The following is a 23,390-nucleotide window of genomic DNA, read 5'->3' on the forward strand; positions in this document are numbered from 1 at the left end:
GATGCGTTCAGTATTGTGAACGCTGTTCCGTTGGATGAATGATCACATCCACCGTGGACTCTATTTCCGTGTCTTCCGGGTTGACAAGAGACAGCAAGAGACAGAGGGGCACGAAGGCGGATGACCACCACAGCAGAGTCGGGGGGCTCGGGAGCGCAGGCGGCCGTCAAGTCGGCGGTGCGCACGGTCCAGTTGCTGGAACATTTCGCTTCCCGGCCGGGGCTGCACAGCCTGGCCGACATCCAGAGCGACCTCTCCCTGCCCAAATCCAGCCTCTACATGCTGCTGCGGACCCTGGTGAACCTGGGCTGGGTGGAGACGGATGCGACGGGCACGCGGTACGGCATCGGCGTACGGGCGCTGCTCGTCGGCAGCTCGTACATCGACGGGGACGAGGTGGTCGCGGCGGCGCGGCCCACGCTGGACCGGCTCTCCGACGACACGACGGAGACGATCCACCTGGCCCGTCTCGACGGGACGAGCGTGGTCTACCTGGCGACCCGGCAGTCCCAGCACTACCTGCGGCCCTTCACCCGCGTCGGCCGGCGGCTCCCGGTGCACTCGACGGCGCTCGGCAAGGCGCTGCTGGCCACGCACACCGACGAAGAGGTACGCGCACTGCTGCCGCGGCGGCTCGAAGCCGTCACCGAGCACACCATCACCGACCGGGAGCGGCTCATCGAGGACCTGGCCCTGGTGCGGGAGCAGGGGTACGCGGTGGACCGGGAGGAGAACACGCTCGGGCTGCGCTGCTTCGGCGTGGCGGTGCCGTACCGGACGCCGGCGCGGGACGCGGTGAGCTGTTCGGTGCCGGTGGCCCGGCTGACGCCGGGGCACGAACGGGGCATCAAGGCGGCGCTGTTCGCGGCGCGCGACCGGCTGTCGGTGGTGACGCGGCGGATGTAGCCGCGGGGCCGCCGGGGCGCGGCGCGGCGGAGGACCTGATTCCTCCCCCGGGCGGGGGAGGCGGTTCCCCTTCAAGGGGGAGGTGGCGGGGGCGCCGGCGCGGGACCGTTGAGCCATGACCACACGAGCCGTGCACCTGCCGCAGCCACCACGACCGACCCAGGACGCAGCACAGCCCTCCGCCGCCGGGCCGGGGGCCGGGCGCAAGGTCCTGGCCGCGGTGGCCGTCGCCGCCACCGTCCCGTACCTGGCCCTGAAGACCGCCTGGCTGGCCGGGAGTCACCTGGGTATACCGGCGGGCAGTGTGCTGCTGGAGCCCCGGCTGCTCCTCACCGTGGCGAACGCCGTCACGGTACTCATGGACGCGGCCGTGATCCTGCTCGTCCTGGTGCTCATCAGGCCCTGGGGCAAGCGGGTTCCGTCCTGGCTGCTGGTGGTTCCGAGCTTCGTCGCCACCGGCCTGCTGACGCCCATCGTGCTCGGTTTCCCCGGCCAGCTCCTTCTGAGGGGCATGGGTCTGGGTCCGGACGAGGCCGCGCCGACGGCGGCGAAACCCTTCCTCGACGACTGGGTCTTCCACGTCGTCTACACGGGCTTCATCGTCCAGGCGGTAGCCCTGGCCGGCCTGTTCGTGCCCTATGCGCGCGAGCGCTGGGGCCGCCGCTGGCAGGGTCCCCTCGGCGCGCGGCTCCCGTCACCCACGGGGGTGGTGGCGGGAGCCGCGGCGGCACTGGGCGCGGTGGTCGCGGCGGCGCACTTCTACTGGGCGCTGGGCGGCACGGCCGGGCAGAACGCATCGCAGATCGCGCAGTACTCCTCGGACACCGCCGTGGCCACCGCGGTCCACGGGATATGCGCGCTGACCGCGGTGGCGGGGGCGGTACTGCTGGCCAGGGGCGGGACCCGGCGGGCAGGATGGCCGCTGGCCGTGGCGTGGACCGGGTCGGCGGCGACCCTGTGCTGGGGGATGTGGATGCTGGCGGCCTTCACGAGCGGCGACCCCGGACCCGGAGAACGGACCACCACCGCGAGCTACGTGATCTACGGTGGTCAGATGATCACCGCCCTCCTCGCGACCGCCGTCCTGGGGCGGTTCCTCGCCGGCCGCCGCGAAGGCTGAGGGAGAGGGCAGGGTGGAGTGGCGGCCGCGGTGGAGACCCCTGCGCTGGGTCCATCTGATCCTCGGCGGGGCCCTGTTGATGCCGTACTTCCTGCTCACGGAGGTGGCGGTCGGTGTCCTCGCCGGCGGGGACAACGCGCGCGAGTCCCTGCCGCTCAGCCTCGCCGCCTACGCCGCCGCCTTGCCGCTCGTCGCCGCGACCGGGCTGTTCCGGCTGGTCCGGCCGATGTCCGTGGCCGCCGCGCGCGCCCTGTGCGGGGTGTCGGGGGAGCGTTTCGCCGAGGGGCCTGCCCGGAGTTGGGCGGCCCGGGGGCGGGCCTCGGCCTGGTGGACCCTGCACCTGGGGGTCGGAGCGCTGGTCAGCGGGATGACCCTGGCGGTACCGCCCATGGCGGCGGTGCTGCTGGCCCTGCCGTTCGTGAGCGCGCTGCGGGAGCTGCCGATCGGGCTCGGCCCGCTGGGCGTGCCGGATCAGCCGTACGTCGCCCCCCTGCTCGGGATCGGGCTGCTGGCCGGACTCGTCCTGTGCGCCGCCGGGGCGGGGGCCCTGCTGGCCCGACTGGCTCCCGTCCTGCTCGGGCCGGCGGCGGCGGACCGGCTGGCGGCCGCCGAGGAGCGCGCCGCGGATCTGGCGGTCCGCAACCGGCTGGCCCGGGAACTGCACGACGCCGTCGGGCACGCCCTGAGCGCGGTCACCCTCCAGGCGAGCGCCGCCCGGCGGGTGCTCGACAGCGACCCCGGCTTCGTACGGGAGGCGCTGGCCGCGATCGAGGACACCACCCGGCGCACGGTGGGGGAGCTGGACGCCGTCCTCGGCCTGCTGCGCGAGGGCGACGGAGCGGGCGCCGGGGGAGCCGGGCTGCCGGCCGCTCCGACGCTCGCAGCCGACCTCGACGGGCTGCTGGCCCGCAGCCGGGCCTCCGGGACCTCGATCGCGGCCCGTCTGGACCCCGGACGGGCCGGTGGCTGGGGGTGGCTTCCGGCGATCGCCTCCCGCGAGGCGTACCGGATCGTGCAGGAGGGGCTGAGCAACGCCCTGCGGCACGGGACGGGCCCGGTCGATCTGCGGATCCTCGTACGGGTGCGCGGGGGACCCGCGGGACACGGTGAGCAGGGGGAATCCAGTGGGCGCGACGAGCACGGTGGATACGGGGAGCACGGTGGACACGAGGAACTGGAGATCGTCATGACGAACGATCCGGCGGCCGTTCCGGGGGCCCGGACCACCGGGGGCCGGGGGCTGCAGGGCGCCGCCGAGCGGGCTTCGCTGCTCGGCGGGCGTGTCGAGGCCGGGCCGCACGAGGGCCGGTGGCGGCTGCGGGCCGTCCTCCCGCTCGGCGGGGGCACCCGATGACGGCGGCGACCCCATCGGCGAACCCGTCGACCCCAGCGCCGGGGACCCCGTCGACCATGGTGCCCGGGACCGCGTCGGCCCCCGCGTCGGTGACCCCGGTGACCCCGGTGACCCCGGCGACCCCGGGGACCCCCGTGCCGGCCCGTCCGCCGCTGCGCCTGGTCGTGGCCGACGACGAGCGGATGGTCCGTACCGCCCTGCGGGTCATCCTCGACGCCGAGCCCGACCTGGAGGTCGTCGGGGAGGCGGCCACCGGAGCAGAGGCCGTGGCCGTGGTCCGGGCGCTGGAACCCGACGTGGTGCTGATGGACGTGCGGATGCCGGAGATCGACGGGATCCGGGCCACCGAGCGGATACTCGCCACCATGCCCGGGCCGCCCCGGATCGTGGTGGTCACCACCTTCGAGAACGACGCCTACGTGTACGAGGCGCTGCGCGCGGGAGCCGCCGGGTTCCTCCTCAAGCGGGCCGATCCCGACGAGCTGACCGCCGCGGTCCGGCTCGTGGCCCGGGGGGACTCGCTGCTCTTCCCGGCGGCCGTCCGCTCCCTGGCCGCCGCCCACACCCCGCCCGGGGCCGGTCCGGCCACCGCGCCCTGGGTCGCCCGGCTCACGGACCGGGAGGCCGACGTACTGCGGCTGATGGCCACCGGGCTCTCCAACCACGAGGTGAGCGAGCGGCTCGGGGTCGGACCTCAGACGGTCAAGACGCACGTGGCCGCGGTCCTGGCCAAGACCGGCTCCCGGGACCGGACCCAGGCGGTCATCGCGGCGTACGAGGGGGGCTTCCTCATGAAGAAAGGCTGAGAACTCCGCCACAATCGGGGCAGAGCGGAACGGCTGGGGCGGACGGGACGTCCTTCTGGGGGATGAACAAGACGATCAGGCGTGCGTCGGTCTTCTGTCTGCTTCTGGTGCTGGCCCTTTTGGTGCGGGTCACCTGGGTGCAGGCATATCAAGGCCAGGCCCTCGCAGACGACAAGAACAACCGGCGCAACCTCATCGGGAAGTACGAGAACCCGTTGGGGAACATCATCGTGGGCGGGGAGGCGATCACCGGCTCCAAGGACACCGGTGGCAAGGACTTCCGGTACAAGCGGACCTACACCGACGGGCCGCTGTACGCGCCGATCACCGGCTACAGCTCCCAGGCCTTCGGGTGGAGCATGCTGGAGGGCGTCTACAAGGACATCCTCAACGGCACCGACAACCGGCTCAAGACGATCATGGACACGCTCACCAACAAGCGGGCGGCCCCCGGCAACGTCCTCACCACGATCGACAAGGATGTCCAGAAGGCGGGCTGGGACGCGCTGCAGGGCAAGCAGGGCTCGGCCGTGGCGCTCGACCCGGCGACGGGCGAGATCCTGGCCGTCGTGAACAACCCCTCCTTCGACCCGGGCAGCATCGCCGGCGCCGGTGAGGCGGATCAGAAGGCCTGGGAGGCGCTCAACGCGGACCAGGGCAAGGCCATGGAGAACACGGCCCTGCGCAAGCCGCAGGCGCCCGGATCCACCTTCAAGCTGGTCACCCTCGCGGCCGCCATCGAGAACGGCCTGGTCACGAACATCGACACGCCGACCTCCGTCCCCGGCAACTACACGATCCCCGGCACCACGCTCAAGCTCAAGAGCGAGGTGACCGACGAGCAGTGCAACAACGTCAGCCCCCGCACCGCGCTCAAACTGTCCTGCAACAACGTCTTCGCCGACCTCGCGCACAAGCTGGGCCAGGACAAGATGCGGGCGATGGCCGAGAAGCTCGGCTTCAACGTGGTGCAGAAGCTCCCCGTCTGGACCGACCCCGCGAGCAAGTACCCGACGAAGAAGATGTCCGTCGACCAGGTCGCGCAGACGGGTATCGGCCAGTTCGACGTCCAGGCCACTCCGCTCCAGATGGCGATGGTGAGTGCCGCGATCGAGAACGGCGGCAAGCTCGTCGCTCCGCACGAGGTCTCCGAGGTCACCGACTCCAACGGCAACGTGCTGGAGAGCTTCAAGGATCCGAAGTCCACGCAGGTGATGAGCGGGAAGACCGCCTCGATGCTCCAGGACGCCATGAAGACGGTCGCCACCGAAGGCGGCGGCAAGAACGTCCAGATCCCGGGTGTCGAGTCGGGCGCCAAGACCGGTACCGCTCAGCGCGGCGTGGGCAACAGCCTGCCGCCGCTCGCCTGGTACACCACGTACGGCAAGGCCGGCGGCAAGCAGATCGCCGTCGCCGTGGTGATCGTCGGGTCGGACACCGACCGCTCCGAGATCGCCGGCGGCAAGCTGGCCGCCCCGGTGGCGCAGAAGATGATGAAGGCCTGGCTGAAGAAGTAGCCCGTGGAGCGCGCCGGGAACCGGCGGGATTCCCGGCGCGTTCTCCTTCCCATGATCAGGACCGCGCAGCCCGCAGACCTCGACGCCATCGCCGCCCTCCACACCCGGGCCCGCGCCACCTACTACCGGGGCCGGGTACCCGAGGAGGCCTACGGCGGCGCCGCCGAACTGGCGCGCACCCGCGAGGGCTGGTCCCGGGCGGTGGCCCGGGCCGCGGCCGACGGCGGGGTGCTCTGCGCCGAGAGCGGTGGCGAGCTCACCGGGGTGGCGGCCTTCCGCACCGCCGACGGCGAGACCACCCTCACCCAGCTCCACGTGGACCCCGTCCACTGGCGCCGCGGCACCGGGGCGGCCCTGCACGCGGCCTGCCTCGACGCCTGGCGCCGCGCGGGCGTCCGCAGGGTCCGCCTGGAGGTCTACGAGCACAACCTCCGCGCCCAGGCCTTCTACGCCACCCACGGCTGGCTCCCGGACCCCGCAGGCGTCCGGGCCGCGGGCTCCCACCGCATCCTGTGGCTCACGGTGGAAGCGATCGGGGACCCGGGGGGAATGACGGGTCAGGGGGGTGACCCGTCCGGGGAATGAGACGCCGCGGCGGGTGGTTGAAGACGGAACAGTTGATTTCGTGGAGAGAAGAAGGAACATGCGCGTCGAGATCTGGAGCGACATCGCCTGCCCGTGGTGCTACATCGGCAAGGCCCGTTTCACCAAGGGGCTGGCCGGGTTCGCCCACCGCGACGAGGTCGAGGTCGTCTACCGCTCCTTCGAGCTCGACCCGAACGGCCCCAAGGGCCAGGTGGCGCCCGTCGTGGAGATGCTGGCCAAGAAGTACGGCCGCACCCTCGACGAGGCCCGCGGCATGGAGGAGCACGTCGCCGCGAGCGCCCGCGCCGAGGGGCTGACGTACCGCACCGAGGGCCGTGACCACGGCAACACCTTCGACATCCACCGCCTGCTGCACCTGGCCGCCGACCGCGGGCGTCAGGAGGAGCTGCTCGACCTCGCCTACCGCGCCAACTTCGGCGAGGAGCGTTCCGTCTTCGAACCCGAGGTTCTGGTGGCCCTCGCGGTCGAGGCCGGGCTGGACGAGGGGGAGGCCCGCGCGGTGCTGGCCGACGAGTCCGCCTACGCCGCCGAGGTGCGGGCCGACGAGCGCGAAGCGTCCGAGCTGGGCGCGAACGCCGTACCGTTCTTCGTGCTCGACCGCCGCCTCGGGATCTCCGGGGGCCAGCCCGCCGAGGTCTTCACGCAGGCACTGGAGCAGGCCTGGGCCGGCCGCGAGGTCCTCGTGCCCGCCGCACCCGAGGGGGAGGCGTGCGAGCCCGACGGCGCGTGCGCGGTGCCGCAGCCCTAAGGCCTCAGCATAAGTAATCCTTTGGTGTGGTGCGGTGAATCCGGCAATGGACTTGGGGATGGTCCTGGCGCAGAGTGAAGGTCATGGACCTCCTTGCGCCCGAAGCCGTCCGCGACGAGTTCGCGCACTCCACCACCTATCTCAACACCGCCACCTGCGGGATCCTCCCGCGAGCCGCCGTCGCCGAGGTGCGGCGGCTCGCGGAGGCGGCCGGGGCCGGACTCCCCTCCGGATTCGGCGACTTCGACCGGGTCGAACGGGTCCGGGAGACGTTCGCCCGCCTCGTCGGGGTCGACGCGGACCGGGTGGCCGTCGGCTCGGCCGTCTCCACCCACGTCGGCCTGATCTCCGCCTCCCTCCCGGCCGGATCCGAAGTCCTCTGCCCGGAGGGCGAGTTCGCCTCCGACATCAACCCCTTCGTGGTGCGCGACGACCTCAAGGTCCGCTTCGCCCCGCTGGAGTCCCTCGCCGAAGCCGTCGGCCCGGACACGGCGCTGGTCGCGCTGAGCGCCGTACAGTCCGCCGACGGGCGTACGGCGGACCTGGCGGCCGTCCGCGCCGCGACGACCGCGCACGGGGCGCGGATGCTGGTCGACGCCTCGCAGGCGGCGGGCTGGCTGCCCTTCGACGCGAGCCCCTACGACTACACGGTCACCGCCGGGTACAAGTGGCTGCTCGCCTCGCGCGGGGTCTCCTACCTCACGGTCTCGGAGGAGGCCCAGGACACCGTGACCCCGCTGCACGCAGGCTGGGTGGCGCTCGCCGACATGTGGGACGCCATCTACGGCCCGCTGCGGGAACTGGCCCGCGGAGCCCGGCGCTTCGACGAGTCCCCGGCCTTCCTGGCCTACCACGCCGCCGAGCCCTCGCTGGCCCTGCTGGAGCGGATCGGGATCGACGCCGTCCACGCCCACGACACCGCCCTGGCCGCCCGCTACCGCGCCGGCCTCGCCCGCCTGGGCCACGAGCCCGTCCCGGGCGGATCCCCGATCGTCTCGGTGCCGGGCCTGGCCCACCGTCAGGGCGCCCTGCTCGACGCGGGCGTCCCCGTGGCCGCCCGCGCGGGGAGCCTGCGGGCCTCCTTCCACCTCTACAACACCGAGGCGGACGTGGACCGGTTGCTCGACCTCCTGGAGGGCTGATCCCGGGAGGCCGAGCCGGGAAGGCCGAGCCGGGAAGGCCGAGCCCGGGGAACCGGCCTGCTCAGACGGAGGGCGGGGCCGCGGACCAGGCCGAGTCCGCCGCCGCGAGGGCCCCGGCGGGGTCCACCGACAGGGCCCCGGCCAGGGCCGTCAGGCTGGAGCGGACCGTGTCCAGGGAGGCGGCCGTGCCGTAGTGGTTGACCCGGACCATCTCCCCGGCCAGCGCGCCCCCGCCCGCCGCGAGGGGGGCCGCCGGATCCGCCGCCAGGGCCTTCGCCACCACCAGAGAGGCCTCCGGGACCCGCAGGGTGGTGGCCACCGGGGCCGCCGCCGCGTCCAGGCCGACGTACGGGGCGATGCCCAGCGCCGCCGCGCCCGCGCGGGTCGCCGCCGCCGCGGCCGCGTGGCGGGCCGTCACCGACTCCAGGCCCTCGGCCGCGATCCGGTCCAGGCAGGCCTCCAGCGCCAGCATCTCCAGCTGCGCCGGCGCGTGCGGCAGGGCCTTGCGCCCGGCGTCGATCCAGCGCTCCTTCCAGTCCAGCAGGGACAGGTACGAGCGGCGCGGCGCCGAGGGGTTCTCCGCGAAGCGGGCCCAAGCGCGGTCCGAGACGGACACGGCCGAAACGCCCGCGGGGCCGCCCATCGCCTTCTGTGCGCCGATCACGCACAGGTCCACGCCCCACGCGTCCGGCAGCAGCGGCTCCGCGCCCACCGAGGCCACCGCGTCCAGCATGAACAGCGCCCCGTGGGCCCGTACGGCCTCGCCGATCTCCGCCACCGGGTTGGTGTTCCCGGTGGCCGCCTCCGCGTGGACCAGGGAGACGAAGTCGATCTCCGGGTGCTCCGACAGGGCCCGGTCCACCTGCGCCGCGGACACGGCCGTGTCGAAGGGGACCTCAAGGTCCACGACGCTCGCCCCGCAGTCGCGCAGCCAGTTGCCGAAGGTGGTCCCGTAGGGGCCGGTCACCACGTTCAGCGCGGTCGAACCGGGTCGCGCGCCCGAGCGGATGCACCCCTCCAGCGGCAGCAGGGCCTCGCCCTGGGTGATCACCACGTCGGCCCGGGTCCCGAGCAGCTCCGCGACCCCCCGCTCGATCGACGCGAAGCGCGCGGCGGTCAGGGGCGGAAGGTCCAGGAGGGGGTGGGTCACGGCGCCGCTCTCTTCGTTCTCTCGGTCTGGGATCGTGCTCCCGGGCGGACCGCCCATGCGGTCCCGGGGCGTTCGTCCGGAAAAGTCCGGACCGACCTGGAGAGCCTACCGAGCCCGCGCATAGAGTGCCGCCATGAGCGACGAGGTCAACGGTGACAGCGCGAGTTCGGGGCTGCTGCACGTCAAGGGGCGGGTACTGGTCGGACCCGAGGAGGTCCGCGACGAGCTCTGGGTGGTGGGCGGACGGATCTCCTACGAGCGTCCGCGCGGCGCCCGGGAGGTCACCGAGGTCACCGGGTGGGTGCTGCCCGGGCTGGTCGACGCGCACTGCCACGTGGGGCTCGACGCCCACGGGCCGGTGGACGCGGACACCGCCGAACGGCAGGCGCTGACCGACCGCGACGCAGGCACCCTCCTCATCCGCGATGCCGGATCCCCGTCCGACACCCGCTGGATCGACGGCCGCGAGGACCTGCCGAAGATCATCCGGGCGGGCCGGCACATCGCCCGCAGCCGCCGCTACATCCGCAACTTCGCCCACGAGATCGAGCCCGCCGACCTCGTCGAGTACGTCGGCCGCGAGGCGCTGCGCGGCGACGGCTGGGTCAAGCTGGTCGGGGACTGGATCGACCGCGAGGTCGGGGACCTCACCGCCTGCTGGCCGCGCGCCGAGGTCGAGGCGGCCATCGCCGAGGCCCACCGCCTCGGGGCGCGCGTCACCGCGCACTGCTTCGCCGAGGACTCCCTGCGCGACCTGGTCGAGGCGGGCATCGACTGCGTCGAGCACGCCACGGGGCTGACCGAGGACACCATCCCGCTGTTCGCGGAGCGCGGGGTGGCCATCGTCCCGACCCTCGTGAACATCGCGACCTTCCCGAAGATGGCCGCGGGCGGCGAGGCCAAGTTCCCGCGGTGGTCGGCGCACATGCGCCGCCTGCACGAGCGGCGCTACGACACCGTCCGCGCCGCCTACGACGCGGGCGTCGGGGTCTACGTCGGCACGGACGCGGGCGGTTCGCTGCCGCACGGCCTGGTCGCGGCCGAGGTCGGCGAGCTCGTCAAGGCCGGGATCCCGCCGCTGGAAGCCCTCTCGGCGACGGCCTGGGGCGCGCGCGAATGGCTCGGCAGGCCCGGCCTGACCGAAGGGGCGCCGGCCGACCTGGTGGTCTACGAGACCGATCCGCGGGCCGACGTACGGGCGCTGGCGCAGCCGCGGCGCGTGGTGGTGAACGGCACGGTGGTGGCCTGAGGGCCACGGGGTCGCATCGCCGCAAGAACGCAAGAACGCAAGAACGCAAGAACGCAAGAACGCAGGAGCGCAGGGACGGGGGAGCGGGGAGCCCAGAGGCCGGGAGTTGACGCGGCGTGACGTCGGCGGCGGCGCCGTCGTTGTGTATGCCCGGCGCGGGTCTCGGCGGGCGGGATTCCCGTGATGGGAGGGAACTCCCGTTCCGGGTGAGGCGCATTGATTCGAACCTATGCCTGGAAACCACCCTTTGGGGTGAACTCACGCCGGGTTCACCCCCGTTCACTCTCAGTGCGTAAAGATTCCGGGGTCGAGGCCGTCGGCGCGCGCAATGTCCCCCATTGGCGGCGCGACGGCTCCCATCTCCCTGGGGGTTCCACCACCTTGAACAGCAACACCTTCCGCATGCCCGTGGCCGCGCTCGTCGCCACGGGAGCGGTTGCCCTGCTCACCGCCCCGCCCGCCTTCGCCACCGGCTCCCACCCGGGGAAGGGCAAGGCGAGCGCCGTCGTCCTGCGCACCACGCTGGACGTGGGACTGCTCAACAAGACCGTGCACGTCCCGCTGAAGGCGACCCTCAACGAGGTCAGCGCCCCGGAGGAAGCCGCGAAGACGGCGCTGACCGTCACCCTCGACGGGGTCGAGGGCGGAAAGCCGGTGAGCATCCTGCGCGCCGACGTCGCCACCTCCAAGGCCACCGCCGACTCCGACCGCGCCGCGGCGGAGGCCAACCTCGCCAAGGCCCGCGTCCACGTACCGGGACTGCCCCTGCTGTCCCTGATCCAGGTGGAAAAGGTCAGCTCCAAGGCCGTCTGCGAGGCGGGCAAGAAGCCGGTCGCCTCCTCCAACGTCCTGGGCACCGTGACCGTCCTGGGCAAGAAGGTCACCCTCTCGGCGGGCGGCCCCACCAAGGTCGAGGTCCCCAAGGTCGGCCTGGTGAGCCTGGAGCTCTCCGCCATCGAGACCACCTCCACCACGGCCGCCGCGGCCGCGCTGCGGCTCAAGGTGTCGGTGAACCCGCTCGATCTGAACGTCGCCCAGGTCGAGGGGGAGGTCGTGCTCGCCGAGGCCCGCTGCGAGTCCCCCGCCGCCCCCGCCCCCAGCGCCAGTGCTTCGACGCTGCCCGACGTCAAGCCCCAGACGGGCACCACGGGCGGCTCCGGGACCCAGGCCGACCTCGCCGAGACGGGAGGCGGCTCGCTCACCCCGTTCGTGACGGGCGGTGCGCTGCTCCTGCTCGGCTTCGGCGCCGCCGCGCTGATCGTGACCCGGCGCGGCAAGGCCTCGTAAGGCCGGGGCGAGTCCCAAGGGCCGGGCCGGGCGGCCCGGCACCGCGCGCCCTACTTCGTCGCGCGCGTCAGTCCCTGATCCCCGGCGCCGCGTGACATCACGGCCTTGGTGACCTCGCGGTCGGCGGCGGCGTACGTGCTGTCGGCGGTGGAGGCGGTGGCCTCGCAGGAGGTGCAGACGACGCGGAACGGCGGCCGCATGTCCGAGAACTGCGTGAGGTACTCGGCCTTCACCACCTCCCAGCGGCCCGGATGCGCGGCCGCCGGGGCGAAGGTGAAGCGGGGGACCGAGGACATGTTGCCGCGGGCCTTCGCGGCCTCGTAGAAGCTGGCCACCTGGTCGCCCATGCCGTACACCACCCAGGTGCCGTTGACCTTCTCGTACGGCTGCGGCACGTGGTTGTGGGTGCCGAGGATCAGGTCGATGTCGGGGAGGCCGTCCGCCCCGCGCGAGGCGGTCAGCGTCCGGGCCAGGTCGAGTTGCTGCTGGTCCGGGGCCGTCTGCCACTCGGAGCCCCAGTGGACGCTGAGGACGACGACGTTCGCGCCGGCCGCGCGCGCGGCGCGGGCGTCGGCGATGATCCGCGCGGGGTCGATCAGGTTCACGGCCCAGGGCTTGCCGTCGGGGAGCGGGATGCCGTTCGTCCCGTACGTGTAGTCCAGTTGAGCGACCTCGGCCCCGCCGGCTTCGAGCAGGGCCGGGGCCTTGGCCTCCTCGGCGCCGCGGGCCGAGCCGACGTGGCGGATGCCGACGCGGTCGAGGTGGTCGAGGACGCGGACGAGGCCGTCGTACCCGTCGTCCAGGGTGTGGTTCGAGGCGGTCGAGCAGCTGTCGTAGCCGGTGTCCTTGAGGGCGTCGGCCAGTTGGTGCGGTGCCTTGAAGAGGGGGTATCCGGTGTAGGGGCCGCCGGGTCGGCCGTACGGTATCTCGTGGTGGCATATCGCCAGGTCGGCGGAGGAGACGAGGGGCTTGACCCCGGCGAGGATCTTCCGGAAGTCGTAGCCGCCCCGCTCCGCGGAGTCTTCGGCGGCCCGCTGGATGATCGACGGGTACGGGATGATGTCGCCGGTGCCGACGAGGGTGAACGGCTTCCCGCCGGGCACGGCTTGGGCCGGCGCGGGGGCTCCGGTCGAGGCCGAGGCCTCACGGCTCGGACTCGCCGCCGCCCCCGGCTTCGGCCCCAGCCGCTGTTCGGCCGACGCGCCGCCGTCCCGGCCGGCCACCTGCGTCACGCCGTAGGCGGCGCCTCCCGCCACGGCCAGTCCCGCCACGGCCGCGCCTATCCTGCCGACTGCCTTCATCCCCGCACCCCCGGTGTCGCATGGTCGCCGCCTGCGGAAATGGTCGCGCACCGGTGCGGGCGCCGCCATGCGCGACCCGCGGAAACGCGCCATTGGGGTGACGTCCCCGACGGGGGGCGACGGGCGGATCGGTATGCGGGGCGGTGTGCGGCCGGGCGCGTCGTCCGAGCGCCGTCGGCGTGCCGTCAGCGCGGCGTCAGCGTGCCCGCGAGGGCCAGGTCGAGGGCCTGGAGGAGGCGGCCCGTCGTCGCGCGGTCGCGGACCGCCAGCCGCAGCCAGGAGCGGTCCAGCCCCGGGAAGGTGTCGCCGCGGCGCACGGCGAAGCCCAGCGCGCGCAGCCGGGTGCGGATTTCCGCCGCGCCCTCGACCCGGATCAGCACGAACGGCCCGGCCGCCGTGCCCGCCACCGAGATCTCCTCGAACTCCGCGAGTCCCGCGAGCAGGTGCTCCCGGTCCACCGCGATCTGCCGGGCCGCGGCCTCCGCCTCGGCCAGCGCCGCGGGGGAGACGCACGCCTCGGCCGCCACCAGCGCCGGCGTGGACACCGGCCACAGCGGCTGTGCCGCCGCCAGCTTGGCGATCACCCCGGGCTCCGCCAGTACGTAGCCGATGCGCAGCCCGGCCAGGCCCCAGGTCTTGGTCAGGCTCCGCAGCACCACCAGGCCCGGTACGTCCGTCCGTCCGGCCAGCGCCTCGCGTTCGCCGGGGACCGCGTCCATGAAGGCCTCGTCGACCACCAGGATCCGCCCGGGCCGGGCCAGCGCGGCCAGGGTCGCCGCGGGGTGCAGCACCGAGGTCGGGTTGGTCGGGTTTCCGACCACCACGAGGTCGGCGTCCTCCGGCACCGCCGCGGGGTCCAGCCGGAAACCGTCCGCGGCCCGCAGCACCACCCGTTCCACCCGGTGGCCCGCGTCGCGCAGGGCCGCCTCCGGCTCGGTGAACTGCGGATGCACCACCACCGGCCGTACGGCGCCCAGCGCCCGCGCGATCAGTACGAACGCCTCCGCGGCGCCCGCGGTCAGCAGCACCCGCTCGACCGGCAGCCCGTGGCGCAGGGCCACGGCCGCGCGGGCGGCGCGGCCGTCGGGGTACGCGGACAGGGTGTCGAGCGAAGCCGCGATCCGGTCCTTCAGCCACTGCGGCGGGGTGTGGGACCGTACGTTCACCGCAAGGTCGACCAGCCCCGCGCCCCCGTCCGAGACCTCCGCGTCCCCGTGGTGGCGCAGGTCGTGCGTGTGGGCCGTGGCGACGGCGCAGGTGGCCGCCACCGACCGCCGCTTGGGTACGAGGAGTTCCCCGCCCCCGGCGAGCGCTGCGGCCTCCGCCACGGACGCGGTGCCGGCGGCCTCGCGGGCGGCGTCCGAGGGGTGCGGTACCGGGATCGCGGCCAGCCGCTCGGCGGGGTAGCTCAGCAGGGGCACGCCGAAACGTTCCGCCGCACCCGCGATCCCCGCCTCCAGCACCTTCCCCTCCACGGTGGCCAGGGCCGTCACCGACTCCGACGCCAGCCCGGCGCCGCGCAGGGTCTCCTCCACCAGCGCGCAGACCTCCGCCACGGACACGCCCGCGCGGCCACCGACTCCGACGACCAGTTGCGTCGCGTACTCGCCCAACAGGTTCACCCGTTCTCCGTCGTGGTGTTCATGGTGCTGCTCGTGCCCGCGTTCGCGTTCGCGCCCGCGCCCGCGCCCGTGCTCGTGCCCGTGTTCGTGCATGGTGCCCTACGCGCCTTCGGCGACTCCGTGCTCGCGGGCTCCGTGCGCGGGGACTTCGGGTGTGGGGACTTCGGGTGCGGTCGGCCCGTCAACCCGCCGTGGTCCGCCACCCGGGCGCGGAAGTGCGCGGGCGGCGCGGAGTCGGTATGCAGGGGCACATGGCCGTGATCGTGGCGTTGGGTGCGTTCCTGATGACCCTGGCAGGCGGATGGACGGCGCAGCGCGTCACCGACCGCCGCCACCTCGTGCTGGGCCTGGCCGGCGGGCTGATGCTCGGCGTCGTGGGCCTCGACCTGCTCCCGGAGGCCATGCACGCGGCCGGCGACGAAGTGTTCGGCGTCCCGCTCGCCCTGCTGCTGTTCGTCGGCGGGTTCCTCGCCGCGCACTGCGTGGAACGGGTCCTGGCCGTCCGTCAGGCCTCCCACGGGGGCACGAACGGCGACGGGCCCGGGGACTCCGGGCAGAGGGTCCCCGAGGTCGGCCTGGCGGCGGCGGCCGCCATGGTCGGCCACAGCCTCGCCGACGGGGTGGCCCTCGGCGCCGCGTTCCAGGTCGGCGGGGGGATGGGCGTGGCCGTGGCGCTGGCCGTCATCACCCATGACTTCGCCGACGGGTTCAACACGTACACCCTCACCCGGCTGTACGGGAACGACCGCCGCAAGGCCCTGCTCATGCTCCTCGCGGACGCGGCGGCCCCCGTCGTGGGCGCCGCGTCCACTGTGCTGTTCACCCTTCCGGAGGAACCGCTCGGGGCCTACCTCGGCTTCTTCGGCGGCGTCCTGCTGTACCTGGCCGCCGCCGAGATCCTGCCCGAGGCCCACCACAAGCACCCCGCACTGTCCACCCTGATGTGCACCGTGGGCGGGGTGGCGGGGATCTGGCTGGTCGTGGGCCTGGCGGAGTGACGGGGCCGGGCGTCTGAGGTTCACCGATGCGCTGCCGCGGCCTCGGCGAAGCGCAGGGCCACGGAGGGCTCCGCCGCCCAGTGCGTGTGCAGGTAGCTGGCGTGCACACCGCCCGCCACGAAGCCCTCGACCCGGCGTTCCGGATGCGTGAAGCCCCACGCCGGTGCACTGCCGGCGCCCGGCTCGATCACCGTGCGGTGGAACTCGTGCCCGCGCAGCCGGGTCCCGGCCGGGGCCAGCACGCTGTCGGAGACGGCGACCGCCTCGCGGTAGCCGAGCGTGAGCCGCTCAGACATCCGCGCGTCGGCGTCGAGCACCCCGCACATGGGCTTCCCGTCCAGCGAACGGGCCAGGTACAGCAGCCCCGCGCACTCCGCGGCCAGCGGGCCGCCGGCCGCGGCGAACGCGGCGACGGCCTTGCGGAGCGGCTCGTTCGCGGACAGCTCCGGGGCGTACACCTCGGGGAACCCGCCGCCTATCACCAGGCCGGTGGTGCGGGGCGGGAGCGCTTCGTCCCGCAGCGGGTCGAAGGTGACGACTTCCGCGCCCGCTGCGCGCAGCAGCTCCGAGTGCTCGGCGTACGAGAACGTGAAGGCCGCCCCGCCCGCGACGGCGATGACGGGTGCGGCGCCGCCGCCGGGGCTCCGCCCCGGACCCCGCGCCTCAAACGCCGGCGAGGCTGGATTTTGCCGCTGCGCGGCATTTTCCAGCCCGTCCGGTGTTTGAGGACCGGGCCCGGGCAGAGCCCGGTTTCGGGAAGGGGCGGGGTGGGGGAGAAGAGCCTGTTCCGGAGCCCAGGCTTCGCAAGTCAGGGCCGGGGCCGTTCTGGCCAGGGCCATCAGGGCCTCCAGGTCACAGCCTGCCCGGACCTGGTCCGCCAGGGCAGCCACCGACGAGACCGCGTCAGCGCGCCGCTCGGCGACCGGCACCAGCCCCAGGTGCCGCGAGGGCGCGGCCACCTGCGGAGCCCGCCGCAGGACGCCGAGCACCGGCATCCCCGCTTCCTCCAGCGCCTCCCGCAGCATCACCTCGTGCCGGTCGGAGCCGACCTTGTTCAGGATCACGCCGCCGAGGCGCACCTGCGGGTCGAAGGAGGCGAAGCCGTGCACCAGGGCCGCCACCGACCGCGACTGCGAGGACGCGTCGACGACCAGCACCACCGGCGCCCGGAGCAGCTTCGCGACCTGCGCCGTCGACGCCAGTTCGCCCCGCCCCGCGGCCCCGTCGTAGAGCCCCATCACGCCTTCGATGACGGCGAGATCGCAGCCGTCCGCCCCGTGCGCGAACAGCGGGGCCACCAGGTCCGGCCCGCACATGAAGGCGTCCAGGTTGCGCCCGGGCCGGCCCGTGGCCAGCGCGTGGTAGCCCGGGTCGATGTAGTCGGGCCCGGCCTTGTGCGGGGACACGGCGAGGCCGCGCTCCGAGAAGGCCGCCATCAGGCCCGTCGCGACGGTGGTCTTGCCGCTGCCGGAGGAGGGCGCGGCGATGACCAGTCTCGGTACGTTGAACGAGGTCACCACTCGATGCCCTTCTGGCCCTTCTGGCCGGCGTCCATCGGGTGCTTGACCTTGGTCATCTCGGTGACGAGGTCCGCGAACTCCACCAGCTTCTCGGGTGCGTTGCGCCCGGTGATCACCACGTGCTGGGTGCCGGGACGATTCCGCAGCACCTCGACGACCTCGTCGACGTCGATCCAGCCCCAGTGCATCGGGTACGCGAACTCGTCCAGCACGTACAGCTTGTGCGTCTCGGCGGCCAGATCGCGCTTGACCTGCTCCCAGCCCTCCTTGGCAGCCTGCTCGTTGTCGAGCTGGGCGTCGCGCTGGACCCAGGACCAGCCCTCGCCCATCTTGTGCCAGACGACGGAGCCGCCCTCGCCGGAGGCACCGAGCACCTTCAGCGCGTTCTCCTCGCCGACCTTCCACTTCGCCGACTTGACGAACTGGAACACCCCGATCGGCCAGCCCTGGTTCCAGGCGCGCAGCGCCAGACCGAAGGCGGCCGTCGACTTGCCCTTGCCCGGCCCGGTGTGGACGAAGACGAGCGGGCGGTTGCGGCGCTGACGCGTCGTGAGTCCGTCGTCGGGAACGACGGACGGCTGTCCCTGCGGCATTACGCGGCCCTCCTGAGGGTCGGGGATGGGGTACGTACGTTTTTCACGAGCCCGGCCAGCGAATCGGCCCGCAGCCCGTCGAGGGTGACGACCGGGCCGCCCAGATCGGCGGCCAGTGCTCCGGCCAGCCCGAGCCGGACCGGACCCGACTCGCAGTCCACGACCACGGAGGCGAGCCCGCCGGCCGCCAGCAGCCGGGCGCTGCGCGCCGAGAGCTCGCGGGGATCGCCGCCCACCGAGCCGGCCGAGGTGGCCCGCCCGTCGGTGACGACCACGAGCAGCGGGCGCCGGCTCGGGTCCCGCAGCCGCTCGATGCGCAGCACTTCGTGGGCCTTGAGCAGCCCGGTGCCGAGCGGGGTGCGACCGCCGGTCGGCAGGTTCTCCAGCCGGGCCGCCGCGGCGTCGACGGAGGAGGTGGGCGGCAGGGCCAGTTCGGCCGAGGAGCCCCGGAAGGTGATCAGGCCGACCTTGTCCCGGCGCTGGTAGGCGTCGAGCAGCAGGGACAGCACCGCTCCTTTGACCGCGCTCATGCGCTGCCGGGCGGCCATGGAGCCGGAGGCGTCGACGAGGAACAGGACGAGGTTGCCCTCGCGGCCCTCGCGGGTCGCCTGCCGCAGATCGTCCTTGCGGACGATCAGCCCGCGCCCGGTGCGCCCGCGGGCCTTCTGGTGCGGGGCGGCGGCGTGGACGGTGGCCGCCAGGTGCAGTTTGGTCAACTGGCCGCGGGGGCGCTGGGCGCCGGTGGTGCGGCCGTGCGCGGTGCGGGCGCGCGAACGCCGGCCGGAGGCGCCTTCGCCGAGCCCCGGGACGCTGAGCATCTTGGTGCGGAACGGCTCGGCGGCCCGTACGGGTGCCTGCTCGGCCGGACCCGCCGCCTCGGTCTCCTGGGCGGAGGGCTGGGTCTCGGGCCGCTGCTCGGGCTCCGCCGGGGCCTCGGGCTCGGCCTCGGTCTCGGGCGCGTCCGGTCCGGAGCCCTGCGGGGGTACGCCGCCCCCGCCGTCGGGGCCGCCGCCGTCCGGGCCGTCGTCCTGCGGACCCTCGCCCGGCCCCTCCGGCTCGGGCTCCGGCTCGGGGTCCGGCTCCTCGTCGGGGAACCCGTCCAGGATCCGGTCCAGCATCTCCTCGTCGAGACCGGGCGCGTCGAAGGGGTTGCGGCGGCGCCGGTGGGGGAGCGCCAGCAGGGCGGCCTGCCGCACGTCCTCCTTGCGCACCTCGGTCCGGCCGGCCCAGGCGGCGAGCGCGGTCGAGGTGCGGGCCATCACGATGTCGGCGCGCATGCCGTCGACCTCGAAACCGGCGCAGGTCGCGGCGATCTGCAGCAGCGAGGTGTCACCGAGGCGCACCTTCGGGAGCAGGGCCCGCGCGGCCACCACCCGGGCGCGCACCTCCTGCTCGTCCCCGGACCAGCGGCCCGCGAACCCCGCGGGGTCGTCCTCGTAGGCGAGCCGGCGACGCACCACCTCGACCCGCTGGAGGGGCTCCCGGGAGGCGGCGACCTCGACGGTCAGCCCGAACCGGTCGAGCAGCTGCGGGCGGAGCTCGCCCTCCTCGGGGTTCATCGTGCCGACGAGGAGGAAACGGGCGGCGTGCCGTACGGAGACGCCCTCGCGCTCGACATACGAGGCGCCCATCGCGGCGGCGTCGAGGAGCAGGTCGATGAGGTGGTCGTGGAGCAGGTTGACCTCGTCGACGTACAGGATCCCGCGGTGCGCGTCGGCCAGCAGGCCGGGCTCGAAGGCCTTCACGCCTTCGGAGAGGGCGCGTTCGATGTCGAGGGCGCCGACGAGCCGGTCCTCGGAGGCACCGACGGGCAGCTCCACCATGCGGGCGGGCCGCGCGGCGGCCGGTCCCGGCTCGTGGGGGCCGTCGGGGCAGGCGGGGTCCGCGGCGGTGGGGGCGCAGCTGAACCGGCAGCCCGGGACCACGTCCACCTGGGGCAGCAGGGTGGACAGGGCGCGGACGGCGGTGGACTTGGCGGTCCCCTTCTCGCCGCGCACGAGAACACCGCCGACCGCGGGGCTCACGGCGTTGAGCAGCAGCGCGAGGCGCAGGTCGGTCTGGCCGACCAGTGCGGTGAACGGGTAGGGCGTGCTCATGCGGTGGCCCCTTCTTGGGCGTGTGTACGGATACGCGTGCGCGGGCGGGCGTGGACGGCGCGGCCGGGCTGCGGGTGCGCCGCTGCGCGGGGCGGAGTTCCCCTGCCCGCCCTTCGCCCGTTCCCCGGAGCTCCGCCCCGGACCCCGTGCGTGCGCTGCGCGCCCGCGCCCTCGAACGCCGGGCGGGCTGGTTCTTCGAGCCTCGCCGGCGTTTGGGGCGCGGGGTCCGGGGCGGAGCCCCGGGGAACGGTGGAAGGGTGGGTCGGGGACGGCCCCCGCAGGGCTGCGCCGCTCATGGCGCGCCCGGGGGGAGGAAGGGGAGGCCCGACGGGGCGCCGGTCTCGATCAGGCGCAGCAGCGCGTCCGTGTCCGCGTGTTCCTCGATCAGGTCGCCGAGCAGATCGAGCTGCTCCTCCCGCAGGGAGGCGAACGAGGTGTCCGGGGCCGGGACGAAGCGGCGGCCCGCCGCCGAGGCGACCTCGCGGAGGAACGCCCGGCGGAAGCCGTCCGACTCCAGCGAGCCGTGCCAGTGCGTGCCCCACACCTCGCCGACCCGGCACCCGTCCAGGAAGGGGGTTCCGCCCAGGACTTCGGCCACGCCGTGGTGGATCTCGTACCCCTCCACCGGCTCGCCCAGCGCCGAACCGACCGGCCGGGCCAGGGTCTTCTCCCGCTCGAAGCGGACCCGTACGGGAAGCAGCCCGAGCCCCGGCACGGAGCCGGCCTTCGACTCGACCTCGTCCTCGATGTGTTCGCCCAGCACCTGGAACCCGCCGCAGATGCCCAGGACCGGCCGCCCCTCGGCGGCCCGCCGGGCCAGCGCGTCCGCCAGCCCCCGCTCGCGCAGCCAGGCCAGGGCCTTGACCGTGCCGCGGGTGCCGGGGACGACGACCAGGTCCGCGTCCGCCAGTTCCTCGGCCCGGTCCACGAACCGCACGACCACGCCGGGCTCCGCCGCGAGCGCGTCGACGTCCGTGAAGTTGGACATCAGCGGCACCGCGCAGACCGCGACCCGCAGCACGTCCCGGCCGACGGGCGGGGCGACCACGGATTCGCGTACCGCGCCCCGCAGGGAGACCCGCAGGCCGTCCTCCTCGTCGATGCCCAGCCCGTGCTGGAAGGGGAGCACGCCGTACGTGGCCCGCCCGGTGAGGCCGCGCAGCATCTCCATGCCCGGTTCCAGCAGGGTGACGTCACCGCGGAACTTGTTGACCAGGTAGCCCGCGATCAGCGACTGGTCCTCGGGGGAGAGCAGGGCCGTCGTACCGAAGAAGGACGCGAAGACCCCGCCCCGGTCGATGTCGCCGACGACGACCACCGGGAACCGCGCGGCCCGCGCGATGCCCATGTTCACGATGTCGGTCCGGCGCAGGTTGATCTCGGCCGGGCTGCCCGCCCCCTCGCAGATCACGGCGTCATACGTGCCCCGCAACTGCTCCAGGCAGTCCGTGACGATGCCGAGCAACTGCTCCTGACGCCCGCCGTGGTAGCCGCGGGCGCTCATCTCGCCCACCGGCTTGCCCAGCAGCACCACCTGGCTGCTGCGGTCGCTGCCGGGCTTGAGCAGCACCGGGTTCATCAGCGCGGTCGGCTCCACGCGGGCCGCCTGGGCCTGCATGGCCTGGGCGCGGCCGATCTCGGCGCCCTCCCTCGTCACGAAGGAGTTCAGCGACATGTTCTGCGCCTTGAACGGGGCGACCTTCACGCCCTGCCGGGCCAGCCACCGGCAGATGCCCGCCGTGACCACGCTCTTGCCCGCGTCCGAGGTCGTACCGGCGACGAGGAGCCCCCCGCCGCGCTTCGCTCCGCCGCTCATGCGCGCCGCCCCTTCTTCTTCGTCGTACGGGAGACCAGCGTCCGGGAGACCAGCGTCCGGGCGGCCACGCAGGCCCCCAGCGCCACCCACGTCACCTGGCGCGACAGTCGCACCGCGCGTTCGATGTCGGCGACCTCCACGGGCCGCCCGGCCGCACCGTTGAGCACGGCCCGGTGTTCGACCCGGCCCGCGTACGCCAGGGTCCCGCCCAGCCGTACGCCCAGCGCCCCGGCGAAGGAGGACTCCACGGGGCCCGCGTTGGGGCTCGGGTGCTTGGCGGCGTCCGCGCGCCAGGCCCGTACGGCTCCCCGCCGGTCGGGCCCGGCCAGTACGGCGGCCAGGGCAGTCAGCCGGGCGCCCGGCCAGCCGGCCACGTCGTCGAGCCGGGCCGAGGCCCAGCCGTAGCGCAGGTGGCGGGGGGACTTGTGGCCGACCATCGCGTCCAGGGTGTTCACGGCGCGGAAGGCCAGCAGCCCGGGGACGCCCGCGACGGCGCCCCACACGAGGGCGCCGACCACGGCGTCGGAGGTGTTCTCGGCGACCGATTCGACGACCGCGCGGGCCATCTGCTGCTCGTCCAGGGCCTGCGGGTCGCGCCCGCACAGGTGGGGCAGCCGCTCGCGGGCCACCTCGGCGTCCCCGGCGGCGAGCGCGCCGCCGATGGCGCGGGCCTCCCGGCCCAGCGAGGTGCCGCCCACGACGGCCCAGGTGGCGGCGGCGGTGAGAGCGATGCGGGCGGCCGCGGGGCGGGAGCGCACGGCGCGGGCGCCCAGCGCGCCGACGGCGGCGGCGCCTCCGGCGCACAGCAGGGTGTGCAGGGCGCCCCGGGCGCGGTCGTCGCGCCACAGGGCGCGTTCGACGGCGGCGGCGGCTCGTCCGAAGGCGGCCACGGGGTGCCCTCGGCGCGGATCCCCGAGGATCCGGTCGCCGATCAGGCCCGCCGTGACGCCGTACGCGAAGACGCGATCGGCACGCATGGTGGCAGGTATGTCCTCACTCAGGGTCCGCGCCCTGGTTCGACGTGTCCGGCGGCGAGAGTTCCTGGCTCCCGGCCGCACACGGCCAGAGGTCCGCGTGCGCCGGTGACAGTGGCGGGACCGCGCCGGATTCGCACCGGACTTCCTCTCCATGCCGCCGTATTGGCTCGGGCAGTCCACCACGCAGCGCGAAGGCCCGTCAACTCGCCGTTGACCTGCGGAGGGGTGGCGGGGGAGGGGGCGGGGCCGGGCCCGCGCGAAGGGGCAGGGGTACGTCCCGGGCCGGTCCGGGGCATGCGAAAGCTCCCTCCGGTACGAACCCGGAGGGAGCCTTCGTACGTGCCGTCCCGCGCCTCAGGCGACGATCAGGTAGATCCCGTAGGCCACGGCCGCCGCGCAGAGCGCGAAGCAGGCGTACGCACCGCTGCGGGCCAGGGTGGCGGCGCCGCCCTGTTCGGTGGCGGCCTCGTGCTTGGAGAGCCCCATCAGGCCCAGGGTGAACAGGGTCACCAGGATGACGGTGGCGGAGAGGCTGACCCCGAAGACGGAGCCGAGTGCTGCCCAGTCGATCTTCATACCGCT

Annotated in this window: 20 protein-coding genes and 1 riboswitch; of the genes, 11 read left to right on the top strand and 9 right to left on the bottom strand. The window is 74.1% G+C overall.

The features are described from left to right. Nucleotides 1–120: 120 nt before the first annotated feature. From OG276_RS29265 to OG276_RS29300, 8 genes are all read left to right on the top strand, one after another. Nucleotides 121–906 (top strand): IclR family transcriptional regulator, encoded by a 786-nt coding sequence (locus OG276_RS29265; protein ID WP_266909727.1) that lies wholly within the window; start codon nucleotides 121–123, stop codon nucleotides 904–906. Nucleotides 907–1,021: 115 nt separating this feature from the next. Next, complete coding sequence (locus OG276_RS29270) at nucleotides 1,022–2,026, top strand: hypothetical protein (RefSeq protein WP_266909729.1); 1,005 nt, start codon at nucleotides 1,022–1,024, stop codon at nucleotides 2,024–2,026. A 79-nt stretch (nucleotides 2,027–2,105) separates the two neighbouring features. After that, the gene (locus OG276_RS29275) at nucleotides 2,106–3,380 is read left to right on the top strand and encodes a sensor histidine kinase (RefSeq protein WP_266913208.1); all 1,275 of its coding nucleotides are present in this window, start codon (nucleotides 2,106–2,108) and stop codon (nucleotides 3,378–3,380) included. Between the two features lie 56 nt (nucleotides 3,381–3,436). After that, nucleotides 3,437–4,186, top strand: coding sequence for a response regulator transcription factor (locus tag OG276_RS29280; RefSeq protein ID WP_266909731.1), 750 nt, complete (start codon nucleotides 3,437–3,439; stop codon nucleotides 4,184–4,186). A 62-nt stretch (nucleotides 4,187–4,248) separates the two neighbouring features. Next, nucleotides 4,249–5,703, top strand: a complete 1,455-nt coding sequence (locus OG276_RS29285; protein ID WP_266909733.1) for a penicillin-binding transpeptidase domain-containing protein — start codon at nucleotides 4,249–4,251, stop codon at nucleotides 5,701–5,703. A gap of 51 nt (nucleotides 5,704–5,754) precedes the next feature. Beyond that, nucleotides 5,755–6,288 (top strand): GNAT family N-acetyltransferase, encoded by a 534-nt coding sequence (locus OG276_RS29290; RefSeq protein WP_266909735.1) that lies wholly within the window; start codon nucleotides 5,755–5,757, stop codon nucleotides 6,286–6,288. A 58-nt stretch (nucleotides 6,289–6,346) separates the two neighbouring features. Beyond that, nucleotides 6,347–7,057, top strand: a complete 711-nt coding sequence (locus OG276_RS29295) for a DsbA family oxidoreductase (protein WP_266909737.1) — start codon at nucleotides 6,347–6,349, stop codon at nucleotides 7,055–7,057. An 83-nt stretch (nucleotides 7,058–7,140) separates the two neighbouring features. Then, nucleotides 7,141–8,199: an aminotransferase class V-fold PLP-dependent enzyme gene (locus OG276_RS29300; protein ID WP_266909739.1), complete on the top strand. Its 1,059-nt coding sequence runs from the start codon at nucleotides 7,141–7,143 to the stop codon at nucleotides 8,197–8,199. 61 nt (nucleotides 8,200–8,260) lie between these two features. Here OG276_RS29300 and OG276_RS29305 read toward each other — a convergent pair whose 3' ends face one another. Further along, nucleotides 8,261–9,349, bottom strand: coding sequence for an alanine--glyoxylate aminotransferase family protein (locus tag OG276_RS29305; protein WP_266909741.1), 1,089 nt, complete (start codon nucleotides 9,347–9,349; stop codon nucleotides 8,261–8,263). 133 nt (nucleotides 9,350–9,482) lie between these two features. Here OG276_RS29305 and OG276_RS29310 point away from each other — a divergent pair, with 133 nt between their 5' ends. After that, nucleotides 9,483–10,598 carry an amidohydrolase family protein gene (locus tag OG276_RS29310; RefSeq protein ID WP_266909742.1) on the top strand — a complete coding sequence of 372 codons (1,116 nt, stop codon included), beginning with the start codon at nucleotides 9,483–9,485 and terminating at the stop codon, nucleotides 10,596–10,598. A 381-nt stretch (nucleotides 10,599–10,979) separates the two neighbouring features. Then, nucleotides 10,980–11,885 carry an SCO1860 family LAETG-anchored protein gene (locus OG276_RS29315; protein ID WP_266909743.1) on the top strand — a complete coding sequence of 302 codons (906 nt, stop codon included), beginning with the start codon at nucleotides 10,980–10,982 and terminating at the stop codon, nucleotides 11,883–11,885. 50 nt (nucleotides 11,886–11,935) lie between these two features. Here the strand turns inward: OG276_RS29315 and OG276_RS29320 are convergent, their stop codons facing one another. Together OG276_RS29320 and cobC are read right to left on the bottom strand one after the other, a co-directional pair. Beyond that, nucleotides 11,936–13,186: a CapA family protein gene (locus OG276_RS29320; protein WP_266909745.1), complete on the bottom strand. Its 1,251-nt coding sequence runs from the start codon at nucleotides 13,184–13,186 to the stop codon at nucleotides 11,936–11,938. 185 nt (nucleotides 13,187–13,371) lie between these two features. Then, nucleotides 13,372–14,901 carry an Rv2231c family pyridoxal phosphate-dependent protein CobC gene (gene cobC / locus OG276_RS29325; RefSeq protein WP_266909747.1) on the bottom strand — a complete coding sequence of 510 codons (1,530 nt, stop codon included), beginning with the start codon at nucleotides 14,899–14,901 and terminating at the stop codon, nucleotides 13,372–13,374. A 158-nt stretch (nucleotides 14,902–15,059) separates the two neighbouring features. Here cobC and OG276_RS29330 point away from each other — a divergent pair, with 158 nt between their 5' ends. Further along, nucleotides 15,060–15,806 carry a ZIP family metal transporter gene (locus OG276_RS29330; RefSeq protein WP_266909749.1) on the top strand — a complete coding sequence of 249 codons (747 nt, stop codon included), beginning with the start codon at nucleotides 15,060–15,062 and terminating at the stop codon, nucleotides 15,804–15,806. 20 nt (nucleotides 15,807–15,826) lie between these two features. Here OG276_RS29330 and OG276_RS29335 read toward each other — a convergent pair whose 3' ends face one another. The 6 genes from OG276_RS29335 to OG276_RS29360 all read right to left on the bottom strand — a co-directional run bounded on the left by OG276_RS29335 (nucleotide 15,827) and on the right by OG276_RS29360 (nucleotide 23,384). Beyond that, nucleotides 15,827–17,326 carry a cobyrinate a,c-diamide synthase gene (locus OG276_RS29335; protein WP_266909751.1) on the bottom strand — a complete coding sequence of 500 codons (1,500 nt, stop codon included), beginning with the start codon at nucleotides 17,324–17,326 and terminating at the stop codon, nucleotides 15,827–15,829. Then, nucleotides 17,320–17,919 (bottom strand): cob(I)yrinic acid a,c-diamide adenosyltransferase, encoded by a 600-nt coding sequence (cobO, locus tag OG276_RS29340; RefSeq protein ID WP_243338462.1) that lies wholly within the window; start codon nucleotides 17,917–17,919, stop codon nucleotides 17,320–17,322. Before cobO ends, OG276_RS29335 begins: the two co-directional genes overlap by 7 nt. Beyond that, entirely contained in the window at nucleotides 17,919–20,015 is a 2,097-nt protein-coding gene (locus OG276_RS29345; RefSeq protein ID WP_266909753.1) for a putative cobaltochelatase, read from the bottom strand. Before OG276_RS29345 ends, cobO begins: the two co-directional genes overlap by 1 nt. 292 nt (nucleotides 20,016–20,307) lie before the next feature. Further along, entirely contained in the window at nucleotides 20,308–21,831 is a 1,524-nt protein-coding gene (locus OG276_RS29350) for a cobyric acid synthase (protein ID WP_266909755.1), read from the bottom strand. Continuing rightward, the gene (locus tag OG276_RS29355; RefSeq protein ID WP_266909757.1) at nucleotides 21,828–22,808 is read right to left on the bottom strand and encodes a cobalamin biosynthesis protein; all 981 of its coding nucleotides are present in this window, start codon (nucleotides 22,806–22,808) and stop codon (nucleotides 21,828–21,830) included. The genes OG276_RS29350 and OG276_RS29355 overlap by 4 nt, the downstream gene beginning before the upstream one ends. 58 nt (nucleotides 22,809–22,866) lie before the next feature. Beyond that, nucleotides 22,867–22,957, bottom strand: a riboswitch (cobalamin riboswitch). Between the two features lie 205 nt (nucleotides 22,958–23,162). Next, on the bottom strand, nucleotides 23,163–23,384 hold the full coding sequence (locus OG276_RS29360; RefSeq protein WP_266909759.1) for a hypothetical protein: 222 nt from the start codon (nucleotides 23,382–23,384) through the stop codon (nucleotides 23,163–23,165). Between the last annotated feature and the right edge of the window lie 6 nt (nucleotides 23,385–23,390).

The sequence above is a fragment of the Streptomyces sp. NBC_00086 genome (genome assembly GCF_026343255.1).
Classification (GTDB): Bacteria; Actinomycetota; Actinomycetes; order Streptomycetales; family Streptomycetaceae; genus Streptomyces.